Annotated in this window: 23 protein-coding genes; 11 read left to right on the forward strand and 12 right to left on the reverse strand. The window is 63.9% G+C overall.

Annotated features, from left to right (window positions below; genetic code table 11):
• Positions 1 to 74: 74 nt before the first annotated feature.
• From paaK to ACODRW_RS15500, 10 genes are all read left to right on the forward strand, one after another.
• Entirely contained in the window at positions 75 to 1,388 is a 1,314-nt protein-coding gene (paaK, locus tag ACODRW_RS15455) for a phenylacetate--CoA ligase PaaK (RefSeq protein ID WP_107800773.1), read from the forward strand.
• 122 nt (positions 1,389 to 1,510) lie between these two features.
• Positions 1,511 to 2,494 carry a 1,2-phenylacetyl-CoA epoxidase subunit PaaA gene (paaA, locus tag ACODRW_RS15460; RefSeq protein ID WP_488906110.1) on the forward strand — a complete coding sequence of 328 codons (984 nt, stop codon included), beginning with the start codon at positions 1,511 to 1,513 and terminating at the stop codon, positions 2,492 to 2,494.
• Between the two features lie 12 nt (positions 2,495 to 2,506).
• A complete protein-coding gene (locus ACODRW_RS15465) occupies positions 2,507 to 3,001 on the forward strand; it encodes a hypothetical protein (protein WP_488906111.1) in 495 nt (164 codons plus the stop codon).
• 10 nt (positions 3,002 to 3,011) lie between these two features.
• Positions 3,012 to 3,794 carry a 1,2-phenylacetyl-CoA epoxidase subunit PaaC gene (gene paaC / locus ACODRW_RS15470; RefSeq protein ID WP_488906112.1) on the forward strand — a complete coding sequence of 261 codons (783 nt, stop codon included), beginning with the start codon at positions 3,012 to 3,014 and terminating at the stop codon, positions 3,792 to 3,794.
• A complete protein-coding gene (paaD, locus tag ACODRW_RS15475) occupies positions 3,794 to 4,300 on the forward strand; it encodes a 1,2-phenylacetyl-CoA epoxidase subunit PaaD (protein ID WP_107800771.1) in 507 nt (168 codons plus the stop codon). Before paaC ends, paaD begins: the two co-directional genes overlap by 1 nt.
• Positions 4,301 to 4,332: 32 nt before the next feature.
• Positions 4,333 to 5,400 (forward strand): 1,2-phenylacetyl-CoA epoxidase subunit PaaE, encoded by a 1,068-nt coding sequence (gene paaE / locus ACODRW_RS15480; protein ID WP_235086129.1) that lies wholly within the window; start codon positions 4,333 to 4,335, stop codon positions 5,398 to 5,400.
• Positions 5,401 to 5,522: 122 nt separating this feature from the next.
• Positions 5,523 to 6,155, forward strand: coding sequence for a TetR/AcrR family transcriptional regulator (locus ACODRW_RS15485; protein WP_107800769.1), 633 nt, complete (start codon positions 5,523 to 5,525; stop codon positions 6,153 to 6,155).
• Positions 6,124 to 6,897 carry an enoyl-CoA hydratase-related protein gene (locus tag ACODRW_RS15490; protein WP_253314178.1) on the forward strand — a complete coding sequence of 258 codons (774 nt, stop codon included), beginning with the start codon at positions 6,124 to 6,126 and terminating at the stop codon, positions 6,895 to 6,897. Before ACODRW_RS15485 ends, ACODRW_RS15490 begins: the two co-directional genes overlap by 32 nt.
• 15 nt (positions 6,898 to 6,912) lie before the next feature.
• Positions 6,913 to 8,121 carry a 3-oxoadipyl-CoA thiolase gene (pcaF, locus tag ACODRW_RS15495; RefSeq protein ID WP_488906113.1) on the forward strand — a complete coding sequence of 403 codons (1,209 nt, stop codon included), beginning with the start codon at positions 6,913 to 6,915 and terminating at the stop codon, positions 8,119 to 8,121.
• Positions 8,121 to 8,894, forward strand: a complete 774-nt coding sequence (locus ACODRW_RS15500; RefSeq protein ID WP_488906114.1) for an enoyl-CoA hydratase-related protein — start codon at positions 8,121 to 8,123, stop codon at positions 8,892 to 8,894. The genes pcaF and ACODRW_RS15500 overlap by 1 nt, the downstream gene beginning before the upstream one ends.
• Before the next feature lie 83 nt (positions 8,895 to 8,977).
• Here ACODRW_RS15500 and ACODRW_RS15505 read toward each other — a convergent pair whose 3' ends face one another.
• The 5 genes from ACODRW_RS15505 to arsC all read right to left on the reverse strand — a co-directional run bounded on the left by ACODRW_RS15505 (position 8,978) and on the right by arsC (position 14,193).
• The gene (locus ACODRW_RS15505) at positions 8,978 to 10,510 is read right to left on the reverse strand and encodes a DHA2 family efflux MFS transporter permease subunit (RefSeq protein ID WP_107800765.1); all 1,533 of its coding nucleotides are present in this window, start codon (positions 10,508 to 10,510) and stop codon (positions 8,978 to 8,980) included.
• A gap of 12 nt (positions 10,511 to 10,522) precedes the next feature.
• Positions 10,523 to 11,683 carry an EmrA/EmrK family multidrug efflux transporter periplasmic adaptor subunit gene (locus ACODRW_RS15510; RefSeq protein WP_107800764.1) on the reverse strand — a complete coding sequence of 387 codons (1,161 nt, stop codon included), beginning with the start codon at positions 11,681 to 11,683 and terminating at the stop codon, positions 10,523 to 10,525.
• 10 nt (positions 11,684 to 11,693) lie between these two features.
• Entirely contained in the window at positions 11,694 to 13,100 is a 1,407-nt protein-coding gene (locus tag ACODRW_RS15515) for an efflux transporter outer membrane subunit (protein ID WP_227105313.1), read from the reverse strand.
• A 110-nt stretch (positions 13,101 to 13,210) separates the two neighbouring features.
• On the reverse strand, positions 13,211 to 13,711 hold the full coding sequence (locus tag ACODRW_RS15520; RefSeq protein WP_043635397.1) for a MarR family transcriptional regulator: 501 nt from the start codon (positions 13,709 to 13,711) through the stop codon (positions 13,211 to 13,213).
• A gap of 134 nt (positions 13,712 to 13,845) precedes the next feature.
• The gene (gene arsC / locus ACODRW_RS15525; RefSeq protein WP_235086136.1) at positions 13,846 to 14,193 is read right to left on the reverse strand and encodes an arsenate reductase (glutaredoxin); all 348 of its coding nucleotides are present in this window, start codon (positions 14,191 to 14,193) and stop codon (positions 13,846 to 13,848) included.
• Positions 14,194 to 14,379: 186 nt separating this feature from the next.
• On the opposite strand from arsC, the gene ACODRW_RS15530 reads away from it, so the two are divergent.
• Complete coding sequence (locus ACODRW_RS15530; protein ID WP_235086138.1) at positions 14,380 to 15,576, forward strand: multidrug effflux MFS transporter; 1,197 nt, start codon at positions 14,380 to 14,382, stop codon at positions 15,574 to 15,576.
• Here the strand turns inward: ACODRW_RS15530 and ACODRW_RS15535 are convergent.
• From ACODRW_RS15535 to ACODRW_RS15565, 7 genes are all read right to left on the reverse strand, one after another.
• Complete coding sequence (locus ACODRW_RS15535; protein ID WP_488906115.1) at positions 15,573 to 16,760, reverse strand: GumC family protein; 1,188 nt, start codon at positions 16,758 to 16,760, stop codon at positions 15,573 to 15,575. The genes ACODRW_RS15530 and ACODRW_RS15535 overlap by 4 nt on opposite strands.
• Before the next feature lie 34 nt (positions 16,761 to 16,794).
• A complete protein-coding gene (locus ACODRW_RS15540) occupies positions 16,795 to 18,723 on the reverse strand; it encodes an SLBB domain-containing protein (protein ID WP_235086143.1) in 1,929 nt (642 codons plus the stop codon).
• Positions 18,724 to 18,785: 62 nt separating this feature from the next.
• A complete protein-coding gene (locus tag ACODRW_RS15545) occupies positions 18,786 to 21,620 on the reverse strand; it encodes a YjbH domain-containing protein (RefSeq protein WP_488906116.1) in 2,835 nt (944 codons plus the stop codon).
• 193 nt (positions 21,621 to 21,813) lie between these two features.
• Positions 21,814 to 22,083, reverse strand: coding sequence for a hypothetical protein (locus tag ACODRW_RS15550; protein WP_019101144.1), 270 nt, complete (start codon positions 22,081 to 22,083; stop codon positions 21,814 to 21,816).
• A gap of 173 nt (positions 22,084 to 22,256) precedes the next feature.
• On the reverse strand, positions 22,257 to 23,201 hold the full coding sequence (thrB, locus tag ACODRW_RS15555; RefSeq protein WP_488906117.1) for a homoserine kinase: 945 nt from the start codon (positions 23,199 to 23,201) through the stop codon (positions 22,257 to 22,259).
• A gap of 10 nt (positions 23,202 to 23,211) precedes the next feature.
• Complete coding sequence (locus tag ACODRW_RS15560) at positions 23,212 to 23,538, reverse strand: DUF2782 domain-containing protein (RefSeq protein WP_235086150.1); 327 nt, start codon at positions 23,536 to 23,538, stop codon at positions 23,212 to 23,214.
• A 26-nt stretch (positions 23,539 to 23,564) separates the two neighbouring features.
• On the reverse strand, positions 23,565 to 24,293 hold the full coding sequence (locus ACODRW_RS15565) for an LOG family protein (protein WP_048413174.1): 729 nt from the start codon (positions 24,291 to 24,293) through the stop codon (positions 23,565 to 23,567).
• Between the last annotated feature and the right edge of the window lie 4 nt (positions 24,294 to 24,297).

Consider the following 24,297-nt stretch of genomic DNA (forward strand, 5'->3'; position numbering starts at 1 on the left):
GCAAGCCCGCCGTCTTGTCCAGCCAGCAGCAATTGGCCGCAGAGCCAGCCCCGAACCCACACAGGAGAAGCACCATGCCCGTCACCCGCCCTATGTCCAGCGAGCTGGACGCGATGGAAACCGCCAGCCGCGACGAACTGTCCGCCTTGCAGCTGCAGCGTCTGCAATGGACGCTGCAACACACTTACGACAATGTCGCGCCCTTTCGCGCCAAGTGCGAGCAAGCCGACGTCCATCCCCGGCAATTGCGGCGGCTGGAGGATCTGAGCCGCTTCCCGTTCACCAGCAAGGCGGATTTGCGCGACAACTACCCGTTCGGCCTGTTCGCGGTGCCGCGAGACCAGGTGTCGCGCATCCACGCCAGCAGCGGCACCACCGGCCAGCCCACGGTGGTGGGATACACCCGCAACGATATCGAGGCCTGGGCCACGGTGGTGGCGCGCTCCATCCGCGCCGCCGGCGGCCGGCGCGGCAGCATGGTGCACATCGCTTACGGTTACGGCCTGTTCACCGGCGGGCTGGGCGCGCACTACGGCGCGGAACGCCTGGGCTGCACCGTGGTGCCGATGTCCGGCGGTCAGACCGAGCGCCAGGTGCAGCTGATCCAGGATTTCCGCCCGGACATCATCATGGTCACGCCGTCCTATATGTTGAACATCCTTGATGAAATGGAGCGCCGGGGCATGGATGCGGCGGCCTGCTCCTTGCAGGTGGGCATCTTCGGCGCCGAGCCGTGGACCGGGCAGATGCGGCAGGAGATCGAGCGCCGCGCCGGCATAGACGCGGTGGACATTTACGGCCTGTCCGAGGTGATGGGGCCGGGCGTGGCCAGCGAGTGCGTGGAAAGCAAGGACGGCCCGGTGATCTGGGAGGATTTCTTCTACCCGGAAATCATCGATCCGCACAGCGGCGAAGTGCTGCCGGACGGGGAGGAGGGCGAATTGGTGCTGACCTCGCTGACCAAGGAAGCGATGCCGGTGATCCGCTACCGCACCCGCGACCTGACCCGGCTGCTGCCGCCCAGCAGCCGTTCGATGCGGCGCATCGGCAAGATCGTCGGCCGGTCCGACGATATGTTGATCATCCGCGGCGTCAATGTGTTTCCCACCCAGATCGAGGAAGTGATTCTGCGGCAAACGGGGCTGGCGCCGCACTTCTATCTGGAGGTCGACAAAGACGGTCACCTGGACAGCCTGGCGGTCTTCGTCGAGCGCGAGCCCAGCGGGCCGGCGCGCGACGACGCCAAACAGCTGGCGGCGCGGCAGTTGCAGCACAGCATCAAGAGCCATGTCGGCGTAACGACCACAGTGCAGGTGGTGGAGCCGATGACGATAGAACGCTCGGTGGGCAAGGCGCGGCGGGTGGTGGACAAGCGGCCGCGCGACTAGGCGACGAGGGGCAGGTTGCGTTAATGCTTGTATTTTAATTGAACGACCGGTAAATTAATTAATATGCTGTTTCAGCGCGCCGGACATCCGTTTCCGGCGATGCTCACCTAGGAGGATGCGCCATGTACACCCAAGCCCTGGATCAGCCGGACATCGCGGCGGCGGCGGCTGAGCCGTCGCTTCAGCAGCAGGCCTTCGACGCCAAGCTGCAGGCGGAGGACAAGATAGAAGCGCGCGACTGGATGCCGCTCGCCTACCGCAAAACCTTGTTGCGGCAGATCTCCCAGCATGCGCATTCCGAAGTGGTGGGCATGCTGCCGGAAGGCAACTGGATCGGCCGCGCGCCCACGCTCAAGCGCAAGGCCATTCTGCTGGCCAAGGTGCAGGACGAGGGCGGGCACGGCCTTTATCTGTACGCGGCGGCGGAAACCCTGGGCAGCCCGCGCGACGAAATGGTGGCGACCTTGCTGTCTGGCCGCGCCAAGTACTCCAGCATCTTCAATTACCCCACTGTGTCCTGGGCCGACATCGGCACCATAGGCTGGCTGGTGGACGGCGCGGCGATCATGAACCAGATTCCGCTGTGCCGCTGTTCCTACGGCCCGTACGCCCGCGCCATGGTGCGCATCTGCAAGGAAGAAAGCTTTCACCAGCGCCAGGGCTACGATCTGCTGCTGACGATGATGGGCGGCAGCGCGGAGCAGCGGGCCATGGTGCAGGAGTCGGTGAACCGCTGGTGGTGGCCGGTGCTGATGATGTTCGGCCCGCCGGACCGGGATTCGGTGCACAGCGCCAGCAGCATGCAATGGGGCATCAAGCGCATTTCCAACGACGATTTGCGGCAGAAGTTCGTCGACGCCATCGTGCCCCAGGCCGAAGTGCTGGGCATCACGCTGCCGGACCCGGCGCTGGTCTGGAACGAGGCGCGCGGTCATTACGACTTCGGCGAGCCGGATTGGACGGAGTTCAAGCGGGTGCTGGCGGGCGACGGCCCCTGCAACCGCGAACGCATGGCCGCGCGCGTCCGCGCGCATGAAGAGGGGGCCTGGGTGCGCGCCGCGGCCCGAGCCTATGCCGACAAACAGGCGGCGCGCGCCGCCGCCTGATCAGGAGCCATCATGTCCGAGCCTAACGCCTGGCCGCGTTTCGAGGTTTTTGTCCTCGGCCGCAACGCCTTGCAATACAAGCACTCCAGCAGCCTGCATGCCGCCGATGCGCGCCATGCGCTGCTGCTGGCCAGAGACATCTATTTCCGCCGCCAAGAGGGCATCAGCCTGTGGGTGGCGCCCAGCGCCCGCCTAAGCGAGAACGGCGAGCCGCCGTCTGCGACAGAGGCCGAGGCGCCGCAACAGTACGAAGTGTTTTTGCAGCTCAAGCCGGGTCTGGATCATCTGCACGTCGCCAGCCTGCTGGCAGCGTCGGCATCGCAGGCCTTGGAGCGGGCGGAGCGGGCCTTCGGCGAGTTCCCGCCCGGCGCGGTCTGGGCGCTGCCCAGCGCGGCGCTGAGCTGCAACGAGCCGGACGAACGCGAGATGCTGTTCGAACCGATGGCCAGCAAGACTTATCGCTTGCCCACCTTCTTCCAGTTGCCGGAAGCCGTGAACCATATGTGAGGAGTGCGCGATGTCTGTGCAGATAGCTGTGCAAACGCAGCCGCCGGCGACGGCGGACCTGATCGAATACGCGCTGCGGCTGGGCGACAACACCTTGTTGCTGGGCCAGCGCCTGGGCGAATGGTGCGGCCACGCGCCGGAGCTGGAGGACGATATCGCGCTGAGCAATATCGCGCTGGATCTGATAGGCCAGTCGCGCTTGCTGCTGAGTCTGGCCGGCGAATGGGAGGGACGGGGCCGGGACGAGGACGCGCTGGCCTATCTGCGCGACGCGCCGGCGTTCCGCAACCTGACCTTGCTGGAGCTGCCCAACGGCGACTTCGGCCAGACCGTGCTGCGCATCGCCCTGTTCAGCGCCTACCAAGTGGCTGTGTGGCGGGCCTTGCGCGGCGGCGGCGAAGCGGGGCTGGCGGCGATCGCCGGCAAGGCGCTGGCGGAAAGCCGCTACCACCTGCGCTACGCGGCGGAATGGGTGGTGCGGCTGGGCGACGGCACCGACGAATCGAGGCGGCGCATGCAGCGGGCGCTGACGCATTGGTGGCCGTATCTGGCCGAGATGTTCGACGAGGACGCGCTGGAGCGGCGCCTGGACGGCGTCGCGCCGCAAGCGGCTCTTCTGCGGAAGGAATGGGAGGCGCTGATGCTGCCGGTGCTGGCGGAAGCCACGCTGCGGCCGCCGGCGGACACCGAATATCGTTCCGGCGGCAAGCGCGGCGAACACAGCGAATCCTTGGGCCATGTGCTGGCGGAGATGCAGTTCCTGCAGCGCGCCTATCCCGGAGGGCGCTGGTGATGCGCGCCGCGCGGCTGAGCGTGGCGCAAGCCTGGCGGGTGCTGGACCAGGTGCCGGATCCCGAGGTGCCGGCGGTGTCGCTGTGCGATCTGGGCATCGTGCGCAAGGTGGCGCGGGTGGGGGAGGATCTGGAGGTCACGCTGACCCCCACTTATTCCGGCTGCCCGGCGACCGAGGCCATCGCCGCCTCGGTGCGGCAGGCCTTGGGTCAGGCGGGCGAAGAGCGGGTGGTGTTGCGCACCCAGCTGAGTCCGGCCTGGAGCAGCGACTGGATCAGCGCCGACGGCCGCGAAAAGCTGCGCCGTTACGGCATTGCGCCGCCGGCCTGCGCAAGGGCGGCCGAGGACGACTGGCAGCCGCTGCGCTTCCAAACGGCGGCGCCGGCCTGTCCGCAATGCGGCTCCGTCCGCAGCCGGCGGCTGAGCCAGTTCGGCTCCACCGCCTGCAAGGCGCTTTACCGCTGCGAGGCCTGTCTGGAGCCATTCGAGTATTTCAAGCCGATCTGAGTCCACTGAGGGACCGGAGTAAGGAGACCGGGATGAGACTAGCTTTCCATCGCCTGCGCGTCGTCGAACGTCGCCAGGAAACCGACGACGCCATTTCGCTGACCTTGGAGCCGCCGGCGGAGTTTAAGGAGCGCTTCCGCTTCACCCAGGGCCAGCACCTGGTGTTTCGCGAACATATCGACGGCGTGGAGCAGCGGCGCACTTATTCGCTGTGCTGCGGCGCGGACGAAGGCATTTTACGGGTGGCGGTGAAGCGGGTGGAGGGCGGCGTGTTCTCCAGCCACGTCCACCGGCATTGGCAGCTTGGGCAGGAGGTGGAAGCGATGCCGCCGGAGGGGCGCTTTTTCACGCCGCTGGCGGCGGAGCAGCGCAAGCACTATCTGGGCATCGTCGCCGGCAGCGGCATCACCCCCTTGTTGTCCACCTTGAAAACCACCTTGCGGCGAGAGCCGCACAGCCGTTTCACCTTGCTGTACGGCAATCGGAGGCGCGGCGGCATTCTGTTCGCCGACGAGCTGGCGGCGCTGAAGTCGCGCTATCCGGCGCGCCTGGCGGTGTATCACTTTCTCAGCCGCGAAGCGCAGCAGCCGGAGCTGTTTCACGGCCGTCTCGACGGCGAACGGCTGCACAGGGCGCTGGCCGCGCTGCTGCCGGACGGCGCGGTGGACGAAGCCTTCGTTTGCGGCCCCAACGATATGATTGATCAGGCCTGTGCCTGCCTGGAGCGCGTCGGGCTGGCCGCCGGACGCATCCATTACGAACGTTTCGGCGTACCGGGGCGCGGTGCGGCCAAACCGGCAGCGGCGGCCGAGGACAATCCGGCGGCCAGCGTCACCCTGATCATCGACGGCCAGCAGCGCCAACTGGAACTGAGCGCCGGTGAGCGCATCCTGGAAGCGGCTACCGCGGCCGGGGTCGACCTACCTTACTCTTGCCAAGGTGGGGTATGCTGCACCTGCCGAGCCAAGGTGCTGTCCGGCCGCGTGTCCATGGACAAGAATTTCGCCCTGGAAGCGGCCGAGGTGGAACAAGGCTTCGTGCTCGCCTGTCAGGCGCGTCCACGGACCCAGCAAGTGGTGCTCAGTTTTGATGAGCGTTGACGGTTGCTTGTCTAGAACCGCTGGCAAGCCCCGGTTTGACCGGGGTCTGCCTGGCGGCTCGTAGTCATCGGGGAGGTTCGCTGGTGCCGCGTCTGGTCTTTTCATTCAACCGATATGCGGATATGGCCAGAACAAAATCTCCCAATTACGAGGCGCAGCAACAAAACATACTGGAGAACGCTGCCCGCCTGTTTGCCGAGCAGAGTTTTCCCAGTGCTTCGATAGCCCAACTGGCTGAGCTGTGCGGCATGTCCAAGCCGCTGCTGTATCACTACTACCGCGACAAATCGCATCTGCTGTTCGACATCGCCGACACCTATGTGGATAGGTTGGTGGGCATCGTCGACGAGGCGGCGCGGCAAGCGCTGCCGGCGGACGCGCATCTGCGGCTGCTGATCGAGCGCTTCATGGAGGAGTACGCGTTCTCGCGCCATTACCACATGGTCTTGGTGCAGGACGTCAAATTCCTGGGCGAGGCGGACCGGCTGAAGGTGAAGGCCAAGCAGGCCGGCGTGGTGTCCGCCTTTGCCGAACTGATCGCCCGCTTGCGGCCGGAGCTGCCGGCGACGGAGGTCAAACCGGTGACGATGACCTTGTTCGGCATGATGAACTGGACCTTCACCTGGTTCCGCGCGGACGGCGCGGTGGACCGGCAGGGCATGGCGCGGATAGTCAGCCAGTTGTTTCTTCACGGGGTGTACGGATGTGGAGAGGGAACTGACCATGAGCGAGCATCTGAGGGAGCGCCGCGCTGAGCGGATCTGCCACCTGGAAATTCACCGGCCGGCGCAGCTCAATGCGCTGAGCCCCGAGCTGATGCGGGAGCTGGAGTCCGCGCTGGACGCGGCGGACGGCGATCCCGACATCAGCGTCATTCTGCTGTCCGGCACCGAGCAGGCCTTCGCCGCCGGCGCCGACATCGGCCGCATGGCCGAATGGGATTATCAGCAAGTTTTTCTCGACGATTACGTAAGCCGGCACTGGGAGCGCGCGCGCGGCGTGCGCAAGCCGCTGATCGCCGCGGTGCGCGGCCTGGCGATAGGCGGCGGCTGCGAGCTGGCGATGATGTGCGACGTGATCATCGCCGGCGAGTCCGCCCGCTTCGGCCAGCCGGAAGTCAAGCTGGGCACCCTGCCCGGCATGGGCGGCACCCAGCGGCTGCCGCGCGCCATCGGCAAGGCCAAGGCGATGGAATGGTGCTTGAGCGGCCAGCTCTATAGCGCCGACGAAGCCGAGCGCGCCGGCCTGGTGTCGCGGGTGGTGGCGGACGCCGAAGTGCTGGCGACGGCGCAGGCGCTGGCCGCGCGGATGGCGGGTTACTCGCTGCCGGCGCTGATGCTGATCAAGGAGTCCTTGAACCGCGCTTTCGAATCCAGCCTGGCCGAAGGCCTGCTGTTCGAACGGCGCGCCTTTCACGCCAGTTTCTCGCTGGCCGACCAGAAGGAAGGCATGCAGGCCTTTCTCGACAAGCGGCCGCCGCAGTTCCAACACCGTTGATCCAGGAGGTTTCCCATGCCCCATGCCTATATCTGTGACGGCATTCGCACCCCGTTCGGCCGTTACGGCGGCGCGCTTTCCGGCGTGCGCGCCGACGATCTGGCGGCGCTGCCGCTCGCCGTGCTGATGCGGCGCCATCCGCTGGACTGGTCCTGCCTGGACGAGGTGATTCTGGGCTGCGCCAATCAGGCCGGCGAGGACAACCGCAATGTGGCGCGGATGGCGGCCTTGCTGGCCGGTCTGCCGCAGTCCGCGCCGGCGATCACGGTCAACCGCCTGTGCGCGTCCGGACTGGACGCGGTGGGTCTGGCCGCGCGGGCGATCGCCGCAGGCGAAGCCGAACTGGTGCTGGCCGGCGGCGTGGAGAGCATGTCGCGCGCGCCCTTCGTGCTGGGCAAGGCCGAGAGCCCGTTCGCGCGCAATGCGCGGATAGAGGACAGCACCATAGGCTGGCGCTTCGTCAACCCGGCGTTTCAGCGTCAGTTCGGCATCGACTCCATGCCGGAAACCGCGGAAAACGTCGCGCGCCAGTTCAAGGTTTCCCGCGCCGATCAGGACGCCTTCGCGCTGCGCAGCCAGCAGCGTTACGCCGCGGCGCGCGAGCGCGGTTTCTTCGACGCGGAGATCCTGGCCTTGGAGCTGCCGCAGCGCAAGGGCGAGCCGCTGCGGGTGATCCGGGACGAACACCCGCGACCGGCCACTACGCTGGCGGAGCTGGCGCGGCTCAAGGGCGTGGTGGCGGACGGCTCGGTCACCGCCGGCAACGCCTCCGGCGTCAACGATGGCGCGGCGGCGCTGTTGCTGGCTAGCGGCGCCGGGCTCAAGCGCCACGGCCTGCGTCCGCGGGCGCGGATTCTGGGCATGTGCTCGGTGGGGCTGGAGCCGCGCATCATGGGCATGGGGCCGGCGCCGGCGGCGGAAAAGCTGTTGCGGCGGCTGGGCCTGAGCGTGGCGGATATGGACGTGATCGAGCTGAACGAGGCATTCGCCTCGCAATCGCTGGCGGTGATGCGCCAACTGGGCCTGGCCGACGACGACGCCCGGGTCAACCCCAACGGCGGCGCGATCGCGCTGGGCCATCCGCTGGGAGCTTCCGGCGCCAGGCTGGCGCTGACCGCGCTGCGCCAGCTGGAGGCCAGCGGAGATAGGCTGGCGCTGTGCGCGATGTGCGTCGGCGTCGGCCAGGGCGTGGCCCTGGTGCTGGAGCGGGTGGAGGAGGCGTGATGGACGAACTGATCTTGCTGGATTATCCGGCCGCCGGCGTGGCGCGGCTGCGCCTGAACCACCCGCAGGCGCTCAATGCCTTGAATACGGCGCTGCGGCGGGAGTTGGCGCGGCGTTTCCAGGAGCTGGCCGCCGCTGCCGACGTCAGGGCGATTCTGCTGTGCGGCGACCATCGCGCTTTCGCCGCCGGCGCGGACCTGACCGAGATGGCAGACTGCGGCAGCATAGAACTGATGCAGCGCCAACTGCACAAGCTATGGCAGGCGATTGCCGACTGTCCCAGGCCGGTGATCGCGGCGGTGGCCGGCTATGCCTTGGGCGGCGGCTGCGAGCTGGCGATGCACGCCGACATCGTCGTCGCCGCCGAATCCGCCCTGTTCGGTCAGCCGGAAGTCAAGGTGGGGGTGATGCCGGGCGCCGGCGGCACCCAGCGGCTGCTGCGGGCGGTGGGCAAGTTCCGCGCGATGAAGCTGCTGTTGACCGGCGAGCGCATCGGCGCGGCGGAGGCGTTGGCGATGGGCCTGGTCAGCGAGGTGACGGCGGACGAGGTGCTGGAAACGCGCGCGCTGGAGCTGGCGACGCAGATCGCCGCGCTGCCGCCGCTGGCAGTGGCGCAGATCAAGGAAGTGGTGCTGGCCGGCGCCGACGCGCCGTTGGCGACGGCGCTGATGCTGGAGCGCAAGGCGTACCAGCTCTTGTTCGCGTCGCGGGATCAGAAGGAGGGCATGCGGGCTTTCCTGGACAAGCGCGCGGCGGTGTTTCGGGGAGAATAGAAAAACCGGGCGACGATACCATCGCCGCCCGGTCCACTGGACTTGCTTAGACCCTGTTTACGATGCAGATCGTAAACAGGTTCTCAATGCGCGCCGCTGTCGCCGCCAGCAGCGGTGAACGGCGGCTTGGCGAACCACACCAGGCCGATCAACAGCACGAACAGCACGCCGGACAGCCAGAAAATCTCATTGGCCGCCATGATGTAGCCCTGCTTGGTGATTTGCAGCGAGGTCAGCGCCGCCTGCTGTCCGGAGGACAGGCCGGCCATGTCCAGCAGCCGGAACCAGGCGTTGGACGCCTGATCGTAGAGGCTGACATGCTCGGTCAGGCGCGCGTGGTGCATCGCCTCGCGACGGTCCCACATCGTGGTGGTGATCGAGGTGCCGATGCTGCCGGCCAGAATCCGCAGGAAGTTGGACAGGCTGGACGCGCTGGCGATCTGGCTGGGATGCAGGCCGGACAGGGTGATCGTGGTCAGCGGCATGAAGAAGCAGGCCACGCCTATGCCCTGCACCACCTGCGGCCACACCACGTAGGCGAAGTCCATCTGCGGGTTGAAAGTGCTGCGCCAGAAGAAGCAGATCGCGTACACGCTGAAGCTCACCGTCACCACCCAGCGCATGTCCAGCCGCTGCGCGTACTTGCCGATGATGGGCGACAGCACCACCGGGATCAGCCCGATGGGGGCCGCGGCCAGGCCGGCCCAGGTGGCGGTGTAGCCCATCTGGGTCTGCAGCATCAGGGGCAGCAGCACCACGGTGCCGAAGTAGAGCATGAAGCCCAGGCTGATGGCGACGGTGCCGACGGTGAAGTTGCGCTGCTTGAACAGGCTCAGGTCGACGATGGGATGTTTCTCGCCCAGCTCCCAGATCACCAGATAGACCAGCGCCAGCACCGCGATCACCGCCAGGGTGACCACCTCGGTGGAGTTGAACCAGTCCAGCTCTTTGCCGCGGTCCAGCACCATTTGCAGCGCGCCTACGCCGATCACCAGCAAGGCGAGGCCGATGCGGTCGATAGGCAGATCGACGGTTTCGGTTTCACGCGGCTTGAGGATGCGCCAGGAAATGAAGGCCGCCGCCAGTCCCACCGGCACGTTGATGAAGAAGATCCAGCCCCAGTGCCAGTTGTCGCTGATCACGCCGCCCAGAATCGGGCCGAACACCGGCGCGACGATCACCGTCATCGCCCATAGCGCCAGCGCCATGCCTTTCTTCTCCGGCGGGTAGCAGGACAAGAGCAGGCTCTGCGACAGCGGAATCATCGGGCCGGCCACCGCGCCTTGCAGCACGCGGAAGAAAATCAGCATTTCCAGGCTGCTGGACATGCCGCACAGCCAGGAGGTGAGCACGAAGAGCAGGGTGGAGGCGGTGAACAGCTTCACTTCGCCCAGGCGCTTGGCCAGCCAGCCGGTCAGCGGCACCGCGATGGCGTTGGCCACCCCGAAGGAGGTGATCACCCAGGTGCCCTGGCTGGTGGCCGCGCCGAGGTTGCCCGAGATGGTGGGCAAGGCCACGTTGGCGATGGTGGTGTCCAGCACTTGCATGAACACCGACATCGACAGCGCCAGCGTGATCCAGACCAGCTTGGAGCCGGTCAGTGGTGGATGATTCATGGTCCGGACCCCTTATTCGGCCTTGCCTTCACCCGCGTTGGCCGCCAGCAGCGTCCGCACCAGTTCGTCGGCCTGTTTCAGGTCCGGCAGCTGGCCGGAGACGTCCTGGTGGGCGACGAAGGGCTGGGCTTCGGCCACGGCCTTGCCGTCCGTGCTGGAGGTGTCCACCACGGCGTCCATGGACAGGCCGACGCGCAGCGGGTGCGATTGCAGGTCTTTCGGATCCAGCTGGATGCGCACCGGCACGCGTTGCACCACCTTGATCCAGTTGCCGGTGGCGTTCTGCGCCGGCAGCAGCGAGAAGGCGCTGCCGGTGCCGGCGGACAGGCCGACCACTTTGCCGTGATAGACGATCTTGCCGCCGTAGAGATCGGACTTCAGTTCCACCGGCTGGCCGATGCGGATCTTGGCCAACTGACCTTCCTTGAAGTTGGCGTCCACCCACAGGTTTTGCAGCGGGATCACCGACATCAGCGGGGTGCCGGCGGCCAGGCGCTGGCCAACCTGCACATTGCGGCGGGCGACGGCGCCGTCCAGCGGGGCCTTGATCTCGGTGCGCTGCAGCGCGAGCCAGGCTTCCTTCAGCCGGCTGGCGGCGGCCTTGACCGCAGGCTGCTGCGCCAGCGCGTCCTTGCCCAGCAGCGCGGCGCTGGCTTTTTGCTGTTCGCGCGCGGCGTCCAGCGCGGCCTTGGCGGCGGCGACGGCGTCGTTGGCGTGGCCCAGTTCTTCCGCCGACAGCGCGTCGGTGCCGGCCAACTGTTTGCGGCGTTTCAGGTCGGCGTCGGCGCGGGCCAGCTCGGTTTCGCGCAGGGTGACCTGGGCCGCCAGCTGCTGGGTGTTGCTCATCAATTGGCGGGTCTGACGCACGGCTTGGGCGAATTCATTGCGGGCGCGGTCGAAGTTCAGCTGCGCGTCGTTCTTGTCCAGGCTGACCAGCAATTGACCGGCCTTGACGTGCTGGGTGTCGTCCACCAGCACCTTGGCGACGGTGCCGCCCACTTCCGGGGTGACTTGCACCAGGTGGCCGCTGACATAGGCGTCGTCGGTGCTTTCCTGATGACTGAGCACCAGCGCCCAGTAGGCGCCGTAGCCGATGGCGATGGCGGCGAACAGGGTGGTGGCGACGATCAGATTGCGTTTGCGCCCTTGCGCGGTTTTGGTTTTCTTGTCCATGGATGCGTTCTCAGTGGGTGGCGGGCGCAGCGTTGAAGCCGCCGCCCAATGCGGTGTTCAGGGAGACCCAAGCCAGTTTGCGGCCGGCTTCGGCGTCGATGCGCGCCGACTGTTGCGCCAGCGCGCTGTCCTGGGCATCCAGCAGGTTCAGCTTGTTGATGATGCCGGCCTTGAAGCGGGCGGCGGCGGAGTCGGCGGCGCGGCCGCTGCTGTCCTGCGCCTGGCGCGCCTGTTCCAGTTGCTTGCCGCTTTGCTGCCAGCCGCTGACGGCGTCGGCGGCGTCGCGCATCGCGTCCAACACGGTCTGGTTGTAGCTGTGCACAGCCAGGTCGTAGCCGGCCTTTTGCTTGCCCAGATTGGCCTGGATCGCGCCGGAGTGGAAAATGGGCAGGCTGATCGCCGGCATGAAGCCCCAGAAGGTGGAGTTGCCGTTCATCAGCTTGTTCAGTTCCAGCGAGGTTTGGCCGGCGAAGGCGGTCAGCTTGATATTGGGGTAGAACTCGGCGCGCGCGGCTTTGACCGCGCCGGCCATGGCTTCCACCCGCGCGCGTTGGGCGGCGATGTCCGGGCGTTTGCCCAGCAGTTCCGCGTGCAGGCTGTCCGCGTCCAGCGGCGGCAGCGCCGCGCTCTTGGCGGCTTGCAGCGCGTTCAAGGCGTCCGGTCCCTGGCCGGTCAGCGCCGCCAGCGCGTGGCGGGCGCGGTCGCTGTCCTGGGCCAAGGCGCTTTGTTGTTGGCGCAGGCGGTGCAGCGAGACTTCGTTGCCGCGCTGGTTGTCGCCCGGCAGCAGGCCGGCGTTGATGCGGGCCTGAGTCAGCGTTTGACGGCTTTCCGCCAGCTGGATGCGCTTGGCCAGCACCGCGCTTTGCGCCTGCAGCCGCTGCAACTGGGTGTATTGGGCGATGACGGCCTGAGTCAGCGTCAGCCGGGTCTGAGCGCCTTCGAAGGCGATGGCTTGCTGTTGGCCGACGGCTTCGTCGATCTGGCCGCGGTGCTTGCCCCAGAAGTCGAACTCCCAGCTGCCCATCAGCATGGCGGTGTAGGCGTTGACGTAGTCGCGCGAGATCGGCGCCGGAAACTCGTAGTTCAGCTGGGTCATATTGGCGCTGAAATCGAGTTTGGGGCCGCTATTGCCTTCGACGATGCCGACGGCGGCGCGCGCCTGGCGCAGCCGGGCTTCGGCCAGCTTCAAGGACGGCGCTTCTTGCAGGGCGCGCGCCACCAACTGGTTCAGCGTCGCGTCGTTCAGCTGGGTCCACCAGTCGCTGGCGATCTGCCCGCCCTGGCCGTCGCTCAGCCGCAATTGCCCGGCATCGAGCTGCGTGGCCGGCGCGCTGTCCGGGCCGAAGCTCGCGCAGCCGCCCAACAGGGCGCTGAGCAGCAGGGCGCTGACGCCGTGCTGCCATTGAGTCTTTTTCACCTTGTGGGACTCCCCGTGTTCACTTGCTGTATTAGCAATTGATGAAGTGATTAATGATGTGATAGTCACGCAAGTTATTATAAGGACGAAAAAAAGCCGGTTCCCCAGCTTCAGCCGCCCAGGCTGCAGAGCAGTTTGCGCAATAAGCGTTCGAACTCCTGCTTTTCCGCGGCGTCGAAATCCGACCACAGCTCCCGGTGACATTCGCGGGAGACGGGTAGCAGCGATTCGACGAGTTGCACGCCCCCCGGCGTCAACTCCAGCAGGATCTTGCGTCGGTCTTCCGCGCTGGGCGAGCGGGCCGCCCAGCCGTTTTTGACCAGTTCGTCGGCGATGCGCGTGGCGTTGGTGCGCGATGAATCCAGCGTGTCGCTGATTTCAGACGGGTAGAGCGCCTGTTGCGGACAGGCGTACAGCGCCAGCAAGGCCATCCACACCGTCTCGTTGAGACCGTGATGCTTCAGCTTGTCGCACAGGTGGGCGGACAGCCGCGGCAGGATGTGGTACAGCAAGCGCGCCAGAATGACTTCCTGGCGCGGCACGCCGGGAAAACGCGCTTCGATCCGGTTGACGGCCTGCTCAAGCGTTTGAAATGACTTGGTTGGATTCATAGCCGTTATTTTAGTAACGGAAGTTACTATTCCGCAAGTGATAATTTTGAAGGCAATGGGCTGGACAGGGGCGGGCGCATGCAAAAACGCCCAAGGCCAAAGCCCTGGGCGCTGATGGGCGATGCCGGCTAAGGCTAGCCCAGCAGCTGCAGCACCCGCTCCGGCGGACGTCCCACCACGGCGCGATCGCCGCAAACGGCGATAGGACGTTCAATCAGCTTGGGATTGTCTATCATGGCGGTAATCAGGTGCTTGGGTTCCAGCGTGATGTCGTCCAGATAGAGTTCGGCGTACTCCTCCTCTTTCTGGCGGATCAGATCGCGCGGTTCCATATTCAGCAGCGTCAACAGGCGCTCCAGCTCTTCATAGCTGGGCGGGTGCTTCAAATACTCGACGATTTCGATTTCCGCGCCGGCGTTCTCCAGCAGGCTCAGCGCCTCCCTGGATTTGGAACAGCGCGGGTTGTGGTACAGGCGAATCATGCTGGTCTCTCCTTGTTATGGCCGGCGTGGAGTGGATTGATCGTGGCACGAAATCGAAGCCGGCGCCAGCGGCGCGCGCCTGAGCGTAGCGATATCCGGCTATGACGTTTTATTTACATCAGTCCGGTTTGGCAAGTTCCGGCCCAACCGTTACCATGCATTGACTCTCATTGTTATTTATCCGCCATGCATCCCACCACACGCAGCCACTTCGGGCTGGCAATCCTGTTGGCGGCCCTGTCCACGCTGGGGCCGTTTTCGATCGACACCTTCTTGCCGGCGATGAGCGCGATCGGGCAAAGCCTGGCGGTCTCGCCCTTGCAGATGCAGCAGGCGTTGACGGTATATCTATTGTCTTACGCGGTGATGATGTTGTGGCACGGTTCCATCTCGGACGCGGTGGGCCGCCGTCCGGTGGTGCTGGTCACCACCTTGCTGTTCAGCCTGGCGTCGATAGGCTGCGCGCTGTCGGACAGCCTGGGGCAATTGCTGTTGTTCCGCGCGCTGCAGGGCTTTTGCGGCGGCGCCGGCCTGGTGGTGGGGCGGGCCATCATCCGCGACAAGCTGGACGGCGCCGACGCTCAGCGGCTGATGTCGCAGGTGACCATGTTGTTCTCGCTGTCGCCGGCGATTGCGCCGGTGGTGGGCGGCTGGCTGTTCGGCGCCTTCGGCTGGCATTCCATCTTCGTCTTCATGGCGCTGATCGGCCTGGCGCTGTTCCTGATGAGCTGGTTCGCCTTGCCGGAAACCCATCACGAGTCCGCGCGGCAGCCCTTGAAGGTCAAATACCTGTTGGCCAATTACTGGCAGGTGGGGCGCAAGCGCGAGTTCCAGTTGCTGACCGCGGCGGTGTCCTTCAATTTCGCCGGCTTCTTCCTTTACATACCGTCGGCGCCGGTCTTCCTGATGCAGCATCTGCACCTGGGGCCGGAACAGTTTCTATGGATGTTCGGCCCGGCCGTGTCCGGCATCATGCTGGGCGCCTATCTGTCCGGCAAGATGGCCGGACGGGTGGCGCAGAAGGACATCGTGTCGCGCGGCTACGCGGTGATGTTCGTCGCCGCAGGCTGGAATCTGCTGTACAACCTGCTGGCATCGGAAGCCGCGATGCCGTGGGCGGTATTGCCGTTGGCGCTGTACACCACCGGCATGTCGATCGCCGCGCCGTCCATCACCCTAAACCTGATGGACCAGTTTCCATCGCTGCGCGGCACCGCTTCCTCGCTGCAGGGCTTCTTCCAGACCATGATGTCTAGCGTGGTGGCCGGCCTGATCGCGCCGCTGGTCTGGTCCAGCCCGCTGAGTCTGGCGGCCAGCATGATGGTGATGCTGGTCCTGGGCTTCGTGTTCCGGATGGGGTATAGGCGGCGGGTGACGCGCTAGCGCTCTTTCAGCGCCCAGTTCAACTCATGCAAGCGGCCGGACTGTTGCGCGATCTGGAAACGTTCGCGCAGCAGGGCCAGCGCAATGCCGAGCACCAAGCCGCTGAATAGTCCTGCGGCGGTGATCAAAGAACGGACGGGCTTGCTCTTGAGCTCGGGTATTGCCGCGCTGTCCAGTATCTGGATTTGGGACGAATCCTTGGCTTCATCGATTCTGGCCAGTTCATATTGTTTGGCCAGCAGCTCGAAAATCGTCTCTTGGTACTTTACCTCGCGCAGCCGTCTCAGGTATTCCAAGCCGGATTGTGGCATTTTGCCGGTGGGCACCATCACGTCGCCGGCGATTTCAGCGCCGTTTTCCAGTTTGGCCAATTGCGTTTTCAAACCGGCCAGTTCTTGCCGGCTGCGTTGATAGAGCGGGTTCTGCTCGGTGGCGTAGCTGCGCAGGGCCTCTAGTTGCACTTCCTTGGCGGCGATGTTGGCTTTCAGCTGGGTAACGGTGTTCATAATGGCCTGGACCTGACCATCCGGCTGGATCATGCCGGTGCGCTCCTGGGTCTGGCGCAGCGCGGTTTCCGCGGAGGCCAATTGCTCCTTGGTCTGTTTTAGCTGGGTCTCGAAAAACAGCCGGCGTTTGGCCGCGTCGGTGACCGCTAGGGATTGATTGAGCCGGATCAATTGGGCGATATAGCCGTTGGCCAGAGCCGCGGCGAATTGGGGATCCTTGTCTTCCACGTTGATGCTGATCAAGCCGTCCTTGCCGCTGTTGAAGGCGCTGGCGCTCTGTAATGCCTTTCTGGTTTCGTCCATCGTTTCCGTGGCGTAGCGCTGTTTCAATTTGAACTGTTGAATTAAATTGTCCGCCACCGTGCGGCTTTGCAGCAGGCCGATATAGAGTTCGCCCGGATTTTTCAGGCCGGCGATGCCTCCGGCCGCGCCGGCCAGTCCGCCCAGTTGGCCCAGCAGCATATTCATGCTCGAACTTTGTTGCTGGGGCGGTAGGATCTTGGCGGTGGAGGTATACAACGGCGGCAGCGTCAGGCTCAGGATCAAGGCGCCGCAGCCCAGCGTGATAACGCTGCCTATGACCCAGCGCCGGTGTTTCAGCAAGGTTTTCAGCACGGCGATGAGATCGATATCATCGGAAGGTACGGTTTGAGCTTCTGCCCTGTCGTGTGTGGACATGTCTGAATCCCGAGTTAAGTGATGAAGCCTTGTCTTATTTCAAGACCTTCAAGCCGGCGGCGCCCAGCCCGAATTGATAGAGAATCGAGGTCCATTCCTTCAGCGACTGGGTCCAGCTGCTGACGACGAGCTCGTCGGGAACGACGATGGTGTCGCCCGGATTGATGCGTTTGCCGCCCAGGCTGTTGAACCAGCCTGCATTATTATTGCTGGCCACAGTGCCATCGGCGCGGATCACGTAGGTCGCGGACTTGTCGCCGGTCTGGCTGATGCCGCCGGCCAGGTCCAGATAGTCTTTCACCGAGCGTTGCGGCCTGTAGATGAAGGCATTGCTTTGGTAAACCGATCCCAGGACATTGACGGTGCCGGGCCGGCGCGGGATGGTGATGGAGTCGCCGTTCTGCAGGGGCAGATCGGGCAGGTCCTTGACCTGGGCGCCGCTGCCGCTCAGTTCCAGCACGACGCGCCCTTCCGCTTTGATGGTGCGCATTTTTTCCGCCAGTTTGCGCTGACGCTCGACTTCCGCGGTAATGGCCGCGACATTGTCTTTATCGGTCTGTTTGGACAGGCGCGCGGCGGAGGCTTGCTCCAGTTCCTTTTCAAAGCGATTGGCCACCTCATCCAGCTTGGCCTGCTGTTCTTTCTTGATGTTCTCGCGCTGTAAATTGGTGGCGAAGACATAGCCATTTTCCGTGGAGCCGCCCAGGCGCATGACCAAATCGCGCAAGGTCTCGCCTTTTTGCAGCAGGAAGGTGCCGGTTTGCTTGACTTCTCCGCTGACGCGGACGTATTCGGCGTCTTGCTGGATATTTACCGGTAGGGCATTGGGCGCGAACACCCGGAAAATATCGCTAGCCGCCAGTTTGAGTTGTCTTAGGGCGACGTTATCAAGACCGTTTTTTTCGTTTGGCGTTTGCCATTGCGGTTCGAAGCGATTGTCTACGCTTTTCTCCAATTGCCAGGCCTTGCCTTCCGCCGCCGACTCCAGTCCGCCGGCCCAGTGCAATAGGTCAGCGACGCTGTCGCCGTCGGTAAACTCATAGATGGCGGGATGTTTGACATCGCCCTGCAGGGCGACTCGTTTGCCCGTCGGTCGGATTTGAATCACATCGCCGTCGCGCAGGGTCAGATCGCTGGATTTGTCCCCATCCACCAGAATCTTGTAGAGATCCAGCTGACCGACAGCCTTGCCGTCGCGCATCAATTGGATATGACGCATCGATCCATTGTCGTTGGGGCCGCCGGCGGCAAACAGCGCGTTCAGCAAGGTGCTCATCCCGCCCAGGGTATAGCTGCCGGGCGCGCGCGCATTGCCGACGACGTATACCTGCACGGCGCGGGTTTGCAGCAGGCTGGCGCTCAGATCGAAGTTGTGGAATACGCGCGAGACGCTTTTTTTCAGCGTGTCTTGCAAATCCCTGAATTTCACGCCGGCCACTGCGATGGTGCCGACTCTGGGCAGATAGACCGTGCCGTTGCGTTCCACGGTCAGGGTCAGGTCGATATCGACCATGCCCCAGCCCTTGACCTGGATCTGGTCGCCGGCGCCGATCACATAATCCGGATTGACCTGGGCGGCGCCGCTGGGGGCAAAGGTTGACGGAGGGTTGTCGAACAGGTCCGCGCCAAAGACTGGCAGGATGTTGCCGGTGGCGACTTTCACGTATTCGACGAAGGGCGGCAACTTTTCTTCCTGCAACTCATTCTGCAACGGGTCGCGTTTGCCTGGTTTCGTGCTGGTAGGCGTCGGCAATCTGCGCTGCTGCTGCCATTGCGGTTGCGGTGTTTGCGGCGGCCACGCTTGCGGTTGGGCAAGCGGGGCCTGATTGTTGATACTGGGTTGTCCGTACATCATGGGGTCCGGCTCATAGCTGGGCATCATGGTGCTGGAGAAATTGCCGGCGGCGTTTGCGGCCGCGTAGACGGGACTGGCGACGCACAGGGTGATAAGCAGCGGGATCATCTGGCGGCGGAGGCTTGGATAAGCAGTCATGGTCGCGAGCGAATGGGTCATGGGCGGTCGTCTCAATCCAGTGATTTCGAAACTTGGATGCCGGCCTGCTTGGGGCCCAGCATCAGCGAGGTGCGGTAACGGGACTCGTCCCGCTGGGCATGCCAGAGCCAGGAGCCGGAGGCGTAGCCGAGCAGGCTGCCGGCGGCGATGTCGGACAACCAGTGATCCTTGCCGGCGACGCGGCCGAGCGCGCCGACAGCGGCCAGACCATACAGCCAGGGCTGATCGTACTCCTTGGCAAACGGCGTCAGCGCGCCGAACAGCACTGCGGCGTGATTGGAGGTGAAGCTGCTTTGGAAGCGGGAGCTGCCCGCCGGCTGCTGTTGCCAAGGGTTATCGCTGGCGTTTGGCCGTGCTCGGTTGCCCAAGCCTTTCAGCGCGATGCTGCCGGCGGCGGACAGCGCCGAGGATTCCAGCGCGATCAAGCCGGTGTTGCTCAGCCTGTCGTCGCCCAGCGCGAAAGCGCCGCCCGCCAGACCTAGTGCGGCAACAGGGAGGGTCTTGCCAATTTGCTTCCAGCCCTTGAGCAGGCGGTTGTCCTGATGCCGGCCCACCGCCTGGTTCACCGGCTTGTCCAGGGCTATCGCCGCCAGGGTCATGCCGGCGGCAATGGCCACGGCGCCTGGCTTGTCCTCCGTGGATGCGAATTGCTTGGAGGAGTCGCTCAGCCGCAGCCGCACCGATGGCCAGGGATGGAAAGACGGAGTGGGCGGGTTGACTTGAGGCAGGTCTTGCTCATCCGGCCGTTCGGCGAAATTGCCTAGGCCGTCGTAGGCGTTCACATCGCTGCGCGGGTCGTTGAGCTGGTCGTAGAGATCTCCGGGCGACAACACCATTTGGCCGACATCTCGCGTCCATGGGGACAGGGCGAAATTGCCCACCGCCTGGGTGTCCAGCGTCAACATGCTGTTCAGCGGGATGGAAATGAACAGACCCTTGTCCTTATAGGGCGAGCTGGGCGTGCCGGGCGAGGTGATGTCGTTGCCGTTGGTGCTGGTGTACCAGGCGCCGATCTCGATGCCGGAACGAAAGCGGCGTTTCAGCTCCAGACGGGCGCCGCTGTCTTTGGCGAGAAAGCGGCCCGCCCGCACCGTGGCGGTGACGTTCATCGGCAATTTATAGTGCAGCGAGGCCAGCGCGGTGACGGTCTGGTAATCGCGCTTGCCGAGCCAGCCCTTGAAGTCGCGCTGCTGCAAGGCGTCCACGGCGAGGTCTATCGCCCAGTGGCGGGTTTCGGGGTAATAGATGACCTGGCCGCCGGCGCCGCGGAACATTTCCTCGTAAATGCCGGCGGAGGCGCGGGCATAGGTATTCGGCCCCAGGGTCAGATACTGGTTCAGCAGCAGGCGGTCCAGCTTGGGAGAATTGGTTTTCTTGTATTCGGCCACGTCGGAGCGAACATGAGGCAGCAGGCTGTTGGACGTCTGTTTGACACCGGAGACCGTGTTGTAGAGATTGGCGCTGAGCGCGCTATTCAGAAACAAGCCGGTTCCCACTCGCCGCGTATAGGTGGCGGCGGCGGCGATTTCATAGCGGAAGGCGCCGCTGGGGTCATTGAAGTAAACCCCGGTCTTGGGCACCAGCCGGAAACGATTGGCCTCGTTGTCCTCGGCGTTAAGCTGGACGATGTCGCCGTCCTTGCCCGCCAAAATCTCCAGGTTGACGCTGTCTTTGATGCTGGCGCTAAGCTGCTGCGCGTCGACTTCCTCCAACTCCAAATTCTTGCCCGGCGTGATGCTGACGCTTTCCAGAAAGCGTTGGCGATCGATCTTGCCCAGCAGGTAGTCGTTCAAGGTGGGTAGCTTGAAAAAGCTATAGGTCGCGATCGGCTGTTCCAGCTTGGTGTAGACCACGCGGATGCTGCGCGTTTCAATCGGGGTAAAGTACAACGCGGTGCGAATCGCGCGGCCCACCGCGCGGCCTACATTGGAAATGCGGCTATTGCTCAGTTCTAGCACGAACTCGTCGCCACGCATGCTGATGCGGATGTTTTTGAAATCCTGTTTGCTCAGTGCGCTGACCAGGCCGTGGCCATAGGCGCTATCGGCATGCCATTGTCGCAAGGTGGGACGGAGCGGTACTTCGGGGCCGCCGCTGAAATAAGCGGGCTCGCTGATTTTGGGAACGAATTCGCGCTCATTCAAGGGGATTTCGATAGAGGCGTTCAGGCTGGCATGGTTTTTTTGCTTGGCCAATTGCAGGCCCAGCCAGCCCCATCGATATTCAAGGCCGGCCGCAGGCCCTTTTTCCCTTTGCGCGGCGGAAGTGTCTTTGGCGCGGAAATCCGATGTGTAGTGATTGGCGTCGTATTCCGCGACCAGCGACCAGCGGGGGAAGCGTTCCGGCGTCCAGCGCAGGCCGCCGAAAGGGCCCTCGATCCGGCCGGAGCCGACGCCCGCCGAAACTTCCAGATTCGGCCGGAGCTGTTTGCTGGCCACCAGATAATTGCCGCGCCACAGGGCGGTGCCGAAAATATCCGTTCGGCCATAGGAGAGCGCGGGCCAAAAGTCGGATTCTTCGAGCAGACGCCATTTGGTGTCGATGGCTTTGTCTTTATAACTGCCGTAGCCGCCGCCGTATTGCTGATCGTCAAAGCCGGCAATGCCGGAAATAGAGATATAACGCCCCGAAATCTGCAGAAAGGGAAGCGCCGTCGCCGAGACCCATAAGGTGTTGTATGGCTTGTCGAAGCTGAATCCAAAGCTTAAGGAGCCATCGCGGCCAGGATCCGCCGATGGCATATTGATGTAGCCGGATTGGCCATTGAGCGACGGTTGCGCGTAAACCGGCAACAGCAGGCCGCAACTACCCCCGAAAACGATCCCTTTTATCAGAATGCCACGCATGGATTGCTTTATTTAGAGTTATTGATTTGGTCTTGCAAACAACAAATGAATATCAATAAAGAACGTCAAGCTTACGCAGCGCCTGTGTCAGACGCAGGCAGAAACACAGGCAGCCTGTTGCGGGAGCAGGCAGGCTGCCTGTTTGGGACGAAGGCCAGTGTCCGGTCAAGCCGCAGTGCATAGGCACGGCGGCTTAATGGTGGGTGGTGGCGGAGTGGGAGGTAGAGGAGTCGCTGTTGCTGGAAACCGCAACCGCTGCGGCAACCGCTGCGCCGATGGCGGCGATGGTGCCTACGCTCAGGCCGGCAATGCCGGCGGTGGTGCCGGCGGCGCCAGCGGCTGCCGCGGAGGTGGTGCCGGCGGCGCTGCTGCCCGCGGCCGAGGTCGCTGCGGCTTCCTCTGCGGCGAACACCGGAGCAGAGAGCAGGCCAGCCAAGGCAAGAATAAAGACTTTCTTCAACATGATAGTGTGCCCTTGTGTATTTGTGCTTCGAAGTTAATCTAAGTGCAACATTTAAAACAGGAAAACTATCAACTTCATAAAATCAATACTACTTGCCATCAGCATAGTGCAAGACTGTAAGTCTGCAAAGTGACAACTGGGGTTTTGTCAACGCGACGGGAATGAGTGTGCCATTAATGTCGCAGCCAGCAGTCGCTGCGCGAGCGATGCGCCTCCAGCACGGTTTGGAAGACTTTGGGATCCTTGGTGTAGGTCATCTCGCCCGCTGTCGGGAAATGCAGATCCTGCAACCGCGACACCCAGAAGCGCAGCGCGGCGGCGCGCAGCATCAGCGGCCAGGCTTTTTTCTCTTCCGTGGTGAGTTCGCGTTCCGATTGATAACCGGAGAGCAGCGCGGCGGCGCGCTCGTCGTCTATGCCGTGGTCCGCCCTGCGGGCCCAGTCGTTGACGGCGATGGCCAGGTCGTAGAGCAGCACGTCGTTGCAGGCGTAGTAAAAGTCGATAAAGCCGGCGATGCGGTCGCCGTCCAGCAGCACATTGTCGCGGAATAGATCCGCATGGATCACGCCGGAGGGCAGGTGATCGAAGCGGTGGCTGTCCTGGAGTTGCACTTCTTCGCGCAGCAAGGCGGCGGCGTCTTCGTCCATGCGGGGGTAGACCTGGCGCGCGGTTTCGCTCCACCAGCGCGGACCGCGCGGATTGGCCATCTTGCCGGGGAAGGTGGCGCCGGCGATATGCATTTGCGCCAGCATTTCTCCTACGGCGCGACATTGCGCCGGGGTGGGCTGCGCGACGTCGGCGCCGTCCAGGCAACTGACCAGGCAGGCCGGCTTGCCGGCCAGCATCGAGGCGAACTGGTCGGTGTTGTCGGCCACCGGCGCCGGGCAGGCCACGCCGTGGCGCGCCAGGTGGCTCATCAGCGTCAGGTAATAAGGCAGTTCCTGCAGCTTCAGCGCTTCGAACAGCGTCAGCACATAGCGGCCGTGCGTGGTGGTGAGGAAGTAATTGGTATTGGTGATGCCGGAGGCAATGCCCTTCAAGTCCAGCAACTGGCCCAAGGTGTAGCGCTTGAGCCATTCCTGCATCTGGTCATGGCTGACCGTGGTGTAAACCGACATAGTGGCCCTCTCAGAACCGGATCAGTACCCAGCGCGGGATGATGATGCGGTTGGCGGGGTCGATCTGCTTCATGGTGCCGGAGCCGTTGTCGTCCATCAGGTAATAGGGCACGCCGTGCGACGGCGTCACCTTGACCATATAGAGGTGGCCGTTGAGCCGGTATTCTTCGATCTTCTCCTCGCCCTTCTGGATGATGCGCACCTCCGGTTCCGCTGTGGCGGCGTTTTGTTCGCTGATCGTCGGCGGCGGCGGCACCGGGGTCTTGGCGGGAGGGGGCGTATCGGCCCAGGCGGCTGTCAATGGCAGCAGGGCGAGGGCGGCGAGCAGGCGGCGCATGGCGTGGTCCTTGATTGTCATCAGTTTTAAAGGTGCAGCAGTTGTTCGCGCTCTTCCGGCAGCGCTTCAAACCCGCGGGTTTCGTAATGTTTGAAGATAGTTTCGACGATTTGCCGCGGATCGTCGATCAGTTGGATCAGATTCATGTCTTCGGGATTGATCATGCCTTCGCTGATCAGCCTGTCCTTGACCCAGTCCAGCAGGCCCTCCCAGAACTCGCGGCAGCACAGGATGATGGGGATCTTGCGGCTCTTGCCGGTCTGTATCAGCGTCAGGGCCTCGAACATTTCGTCCAGGGTGCCGAAGCCGCCCGGCATCACCACGTAGGCGATAGCGTGTTTGACGAACATGACCTTGCGGCTGAAGAAGTGGTTGAACTTGATGCTCAGGTCTTGGTATTCATTGGGTTTTTGTTCGTGCGGCAGCACGATATTCAGCGCCACCGACGGGCTTCTGCCGTAGAATGCCCCTTTATTGGCGGCCTCCATGATGCCGGGGCCGCCCCCGGAAACAACGGAGAAGCCGGAGTCCGACAGCAGACGCGCGACTTCTTCGGTCAATTTGTAATACTTGTGGTCGCGCGGCGTGCGCGCGCTGCCAAAGATGCTCACCGCCGGCATGATGCCTTGCAAGGCTTCCGCCGAATCGACAAACTCCGACATGATCTTCATCACATGCCAGGCTTCGCGGGAACGGAAACGCTGCATCATCGCGTGACGATCGCTGGTTTGCGGTAATTTATCGGACAAGCTCATATTC

This window comes from Chromobacterium sp. FG89 (assembly GCF_057808735.1).

What these genes read in the sequence shown, in the direction of transcription:
- paaK (WP_107800773.1), top strand. Translation starts at nt 75, where the DNA reads ATGCCCGTCACCCGCCCTATGTCCAGCGAGCTGGACGCGATGGAAACC.
- paaA (WP_488906110.1), top strand. Translation starts at nt 1,511, where the DNA reads ATGTACACCCAAGCCCTGGATCAGCCGGACATCGCGGCGGCGGCGGCT.
- ACODRW_RS15465 (WP_488906111.1), top strand. Translation starts at nt 2,507, where the DNA reads ATGTCCGAGCCTAACGCCTGGCCGCGTTTCGAGGTTTTTGTCCTCGGC.
- paaC (WP_488906112.1), top strand. Translation starts at nt 3,012, where the DNA reads ATGTCTGTGCAGATAGCTGTGCAAACGCAGCCGCCGGCGACGGCGGAC.
- paaD (WP_107800771.1), top strand. Translation starts at nt 3,794, where the DNA reads ATGCGCGCCGCGCGGCTGAGCGTGGCGCAAGCCTGGCGGGTGCTGGAC.
- paaE (WP_235086129.1), top strand. Translation starts at nt 4,333, where the DNA reads ATGAGACTAGCTTTCCATCGCCTGCGCGTCGTCGAACGTCGCCAGGAA.
- ACODRW_RS15485 (WP_107800769.1), top strand. Translation starts at nt 5,523, where the DNA reads ATGGCCAGAACAAAATCTCCCAATTACGAGGCGCAGCAACAAAACATA.
- ACODRW_RS15490 (WP_253314178.1), top strand. Translation starts at nt 6,124, where the DNA reads ATGAGCGAGCATCTGAGGGAGCGCCGCGCTGAGCGGATCTGCCACCTG.
- pcaF (WP_488906113.1), top strand. Translation starts at nt 6,913, where the DNA reads ATGCCCCATGCCTATATCTGTGACGGCATTCGCACCCCGTTCGGCCGT.
- ACODRW_RS15500 (WP_488906114.1), top strand. Translation starts at nt 8,121, where the DNA reads ATGGACGAACTGATCTTGCTGGATTATCCGGCCGCCGGCGTGGCGCGG.
- ACODRW_RS15505 (WP_107800765.1), bottom strand. Translation starts at nt 10,510, where the DNA reads ATGAATCATCCACCACTGACCGGCTCCAAGCTGGTCTGGATCACGCTG.
- ACODRW_RS15510 (WP_107800764.1), bottom strand. Translation starts at nt 11,683, where the DNA reads ATGGACAAGAAAACCAAAACCGCGCAAGGGCGCAAACGCAATCTGATC.
- ACODRW_RS15520 (WP_043635397.1), bottom strand. Translation starts at nt 13,711, where the DNA reads ATGAATCCAACCAAGTCATTTCAAACGCTTGAGCAGGCCGTCAACCGG.
- arsC (WP_235086136.1), bottom strand. Translation starts at nt 14,193, where the DNA reads ATGATTCGCCTGTACCACAACCCGCGCTGTTCCAAATCCAGGGAGGCG.
- ACODRW_RS15530 (WP_235086138.1), top strand. Translation starts at nt 14,380, where the DNA reads ATGCATCCCACCACACGCAGCCACTTCGGGCTGGCAATCCTGTTGGCG.
- ACODRW_RS15535 (WP_488906115.1), bottom strand. Translation starts at nt 16,760, where the DNA reads ATGTCCACACACGACAGGGCAGAAGCTCAAACCGTACCTTCCGATGAT.
- ACODRW_RS15540 (WP_235086143.1), bottom strand. Translation starts at nt 18,723, where the DNA reads ATGATCCCGCTGCTTATCACCCTGTGCGTCGCCAGTCCCGTCTACGCG.
- ACODRW_RS15545 (WP_488906116.1), bottom strand. Translation starts at nt 21,620, where the DNA reads ATGCGTGGCATTCTGATAAAAGGGATCGTTTTCGGGGGTAGTTGCGGC.
- ACODRW_RS15550 (WP_019101144.1), bottom strand. Translation starts at nt 22,083, where the DNA reads ATGTTGAAGAAAGTCTTTATTCTTGCCTTGGCTGGCCTGCTCTCTGCT.
- thrB (WP_488906117.1), bottom strand. Translation starts at nt 23,201, where the DNA reads ATGTCGGTTTACACCACGGTCAGCCATGACCAGATGCAGGAATGGCTC.
- ACODRW_RS15560 (WP_235086150.1), bottom strand. Translation starts at nt 23,538, where the DNA reads ATGCGCCGCCTGCTCGCCGCCCTCGCCCTGCTGCCATTGACAGCCGCC.
- ACODRW_RS15565 (WP_048413174.1), bottom strand. Translation starts at nt 24,293, where the DNA reads ATGAGCTTGTCCGATAAATTACCGCAAACCAGCGATCGTCACGCGATG.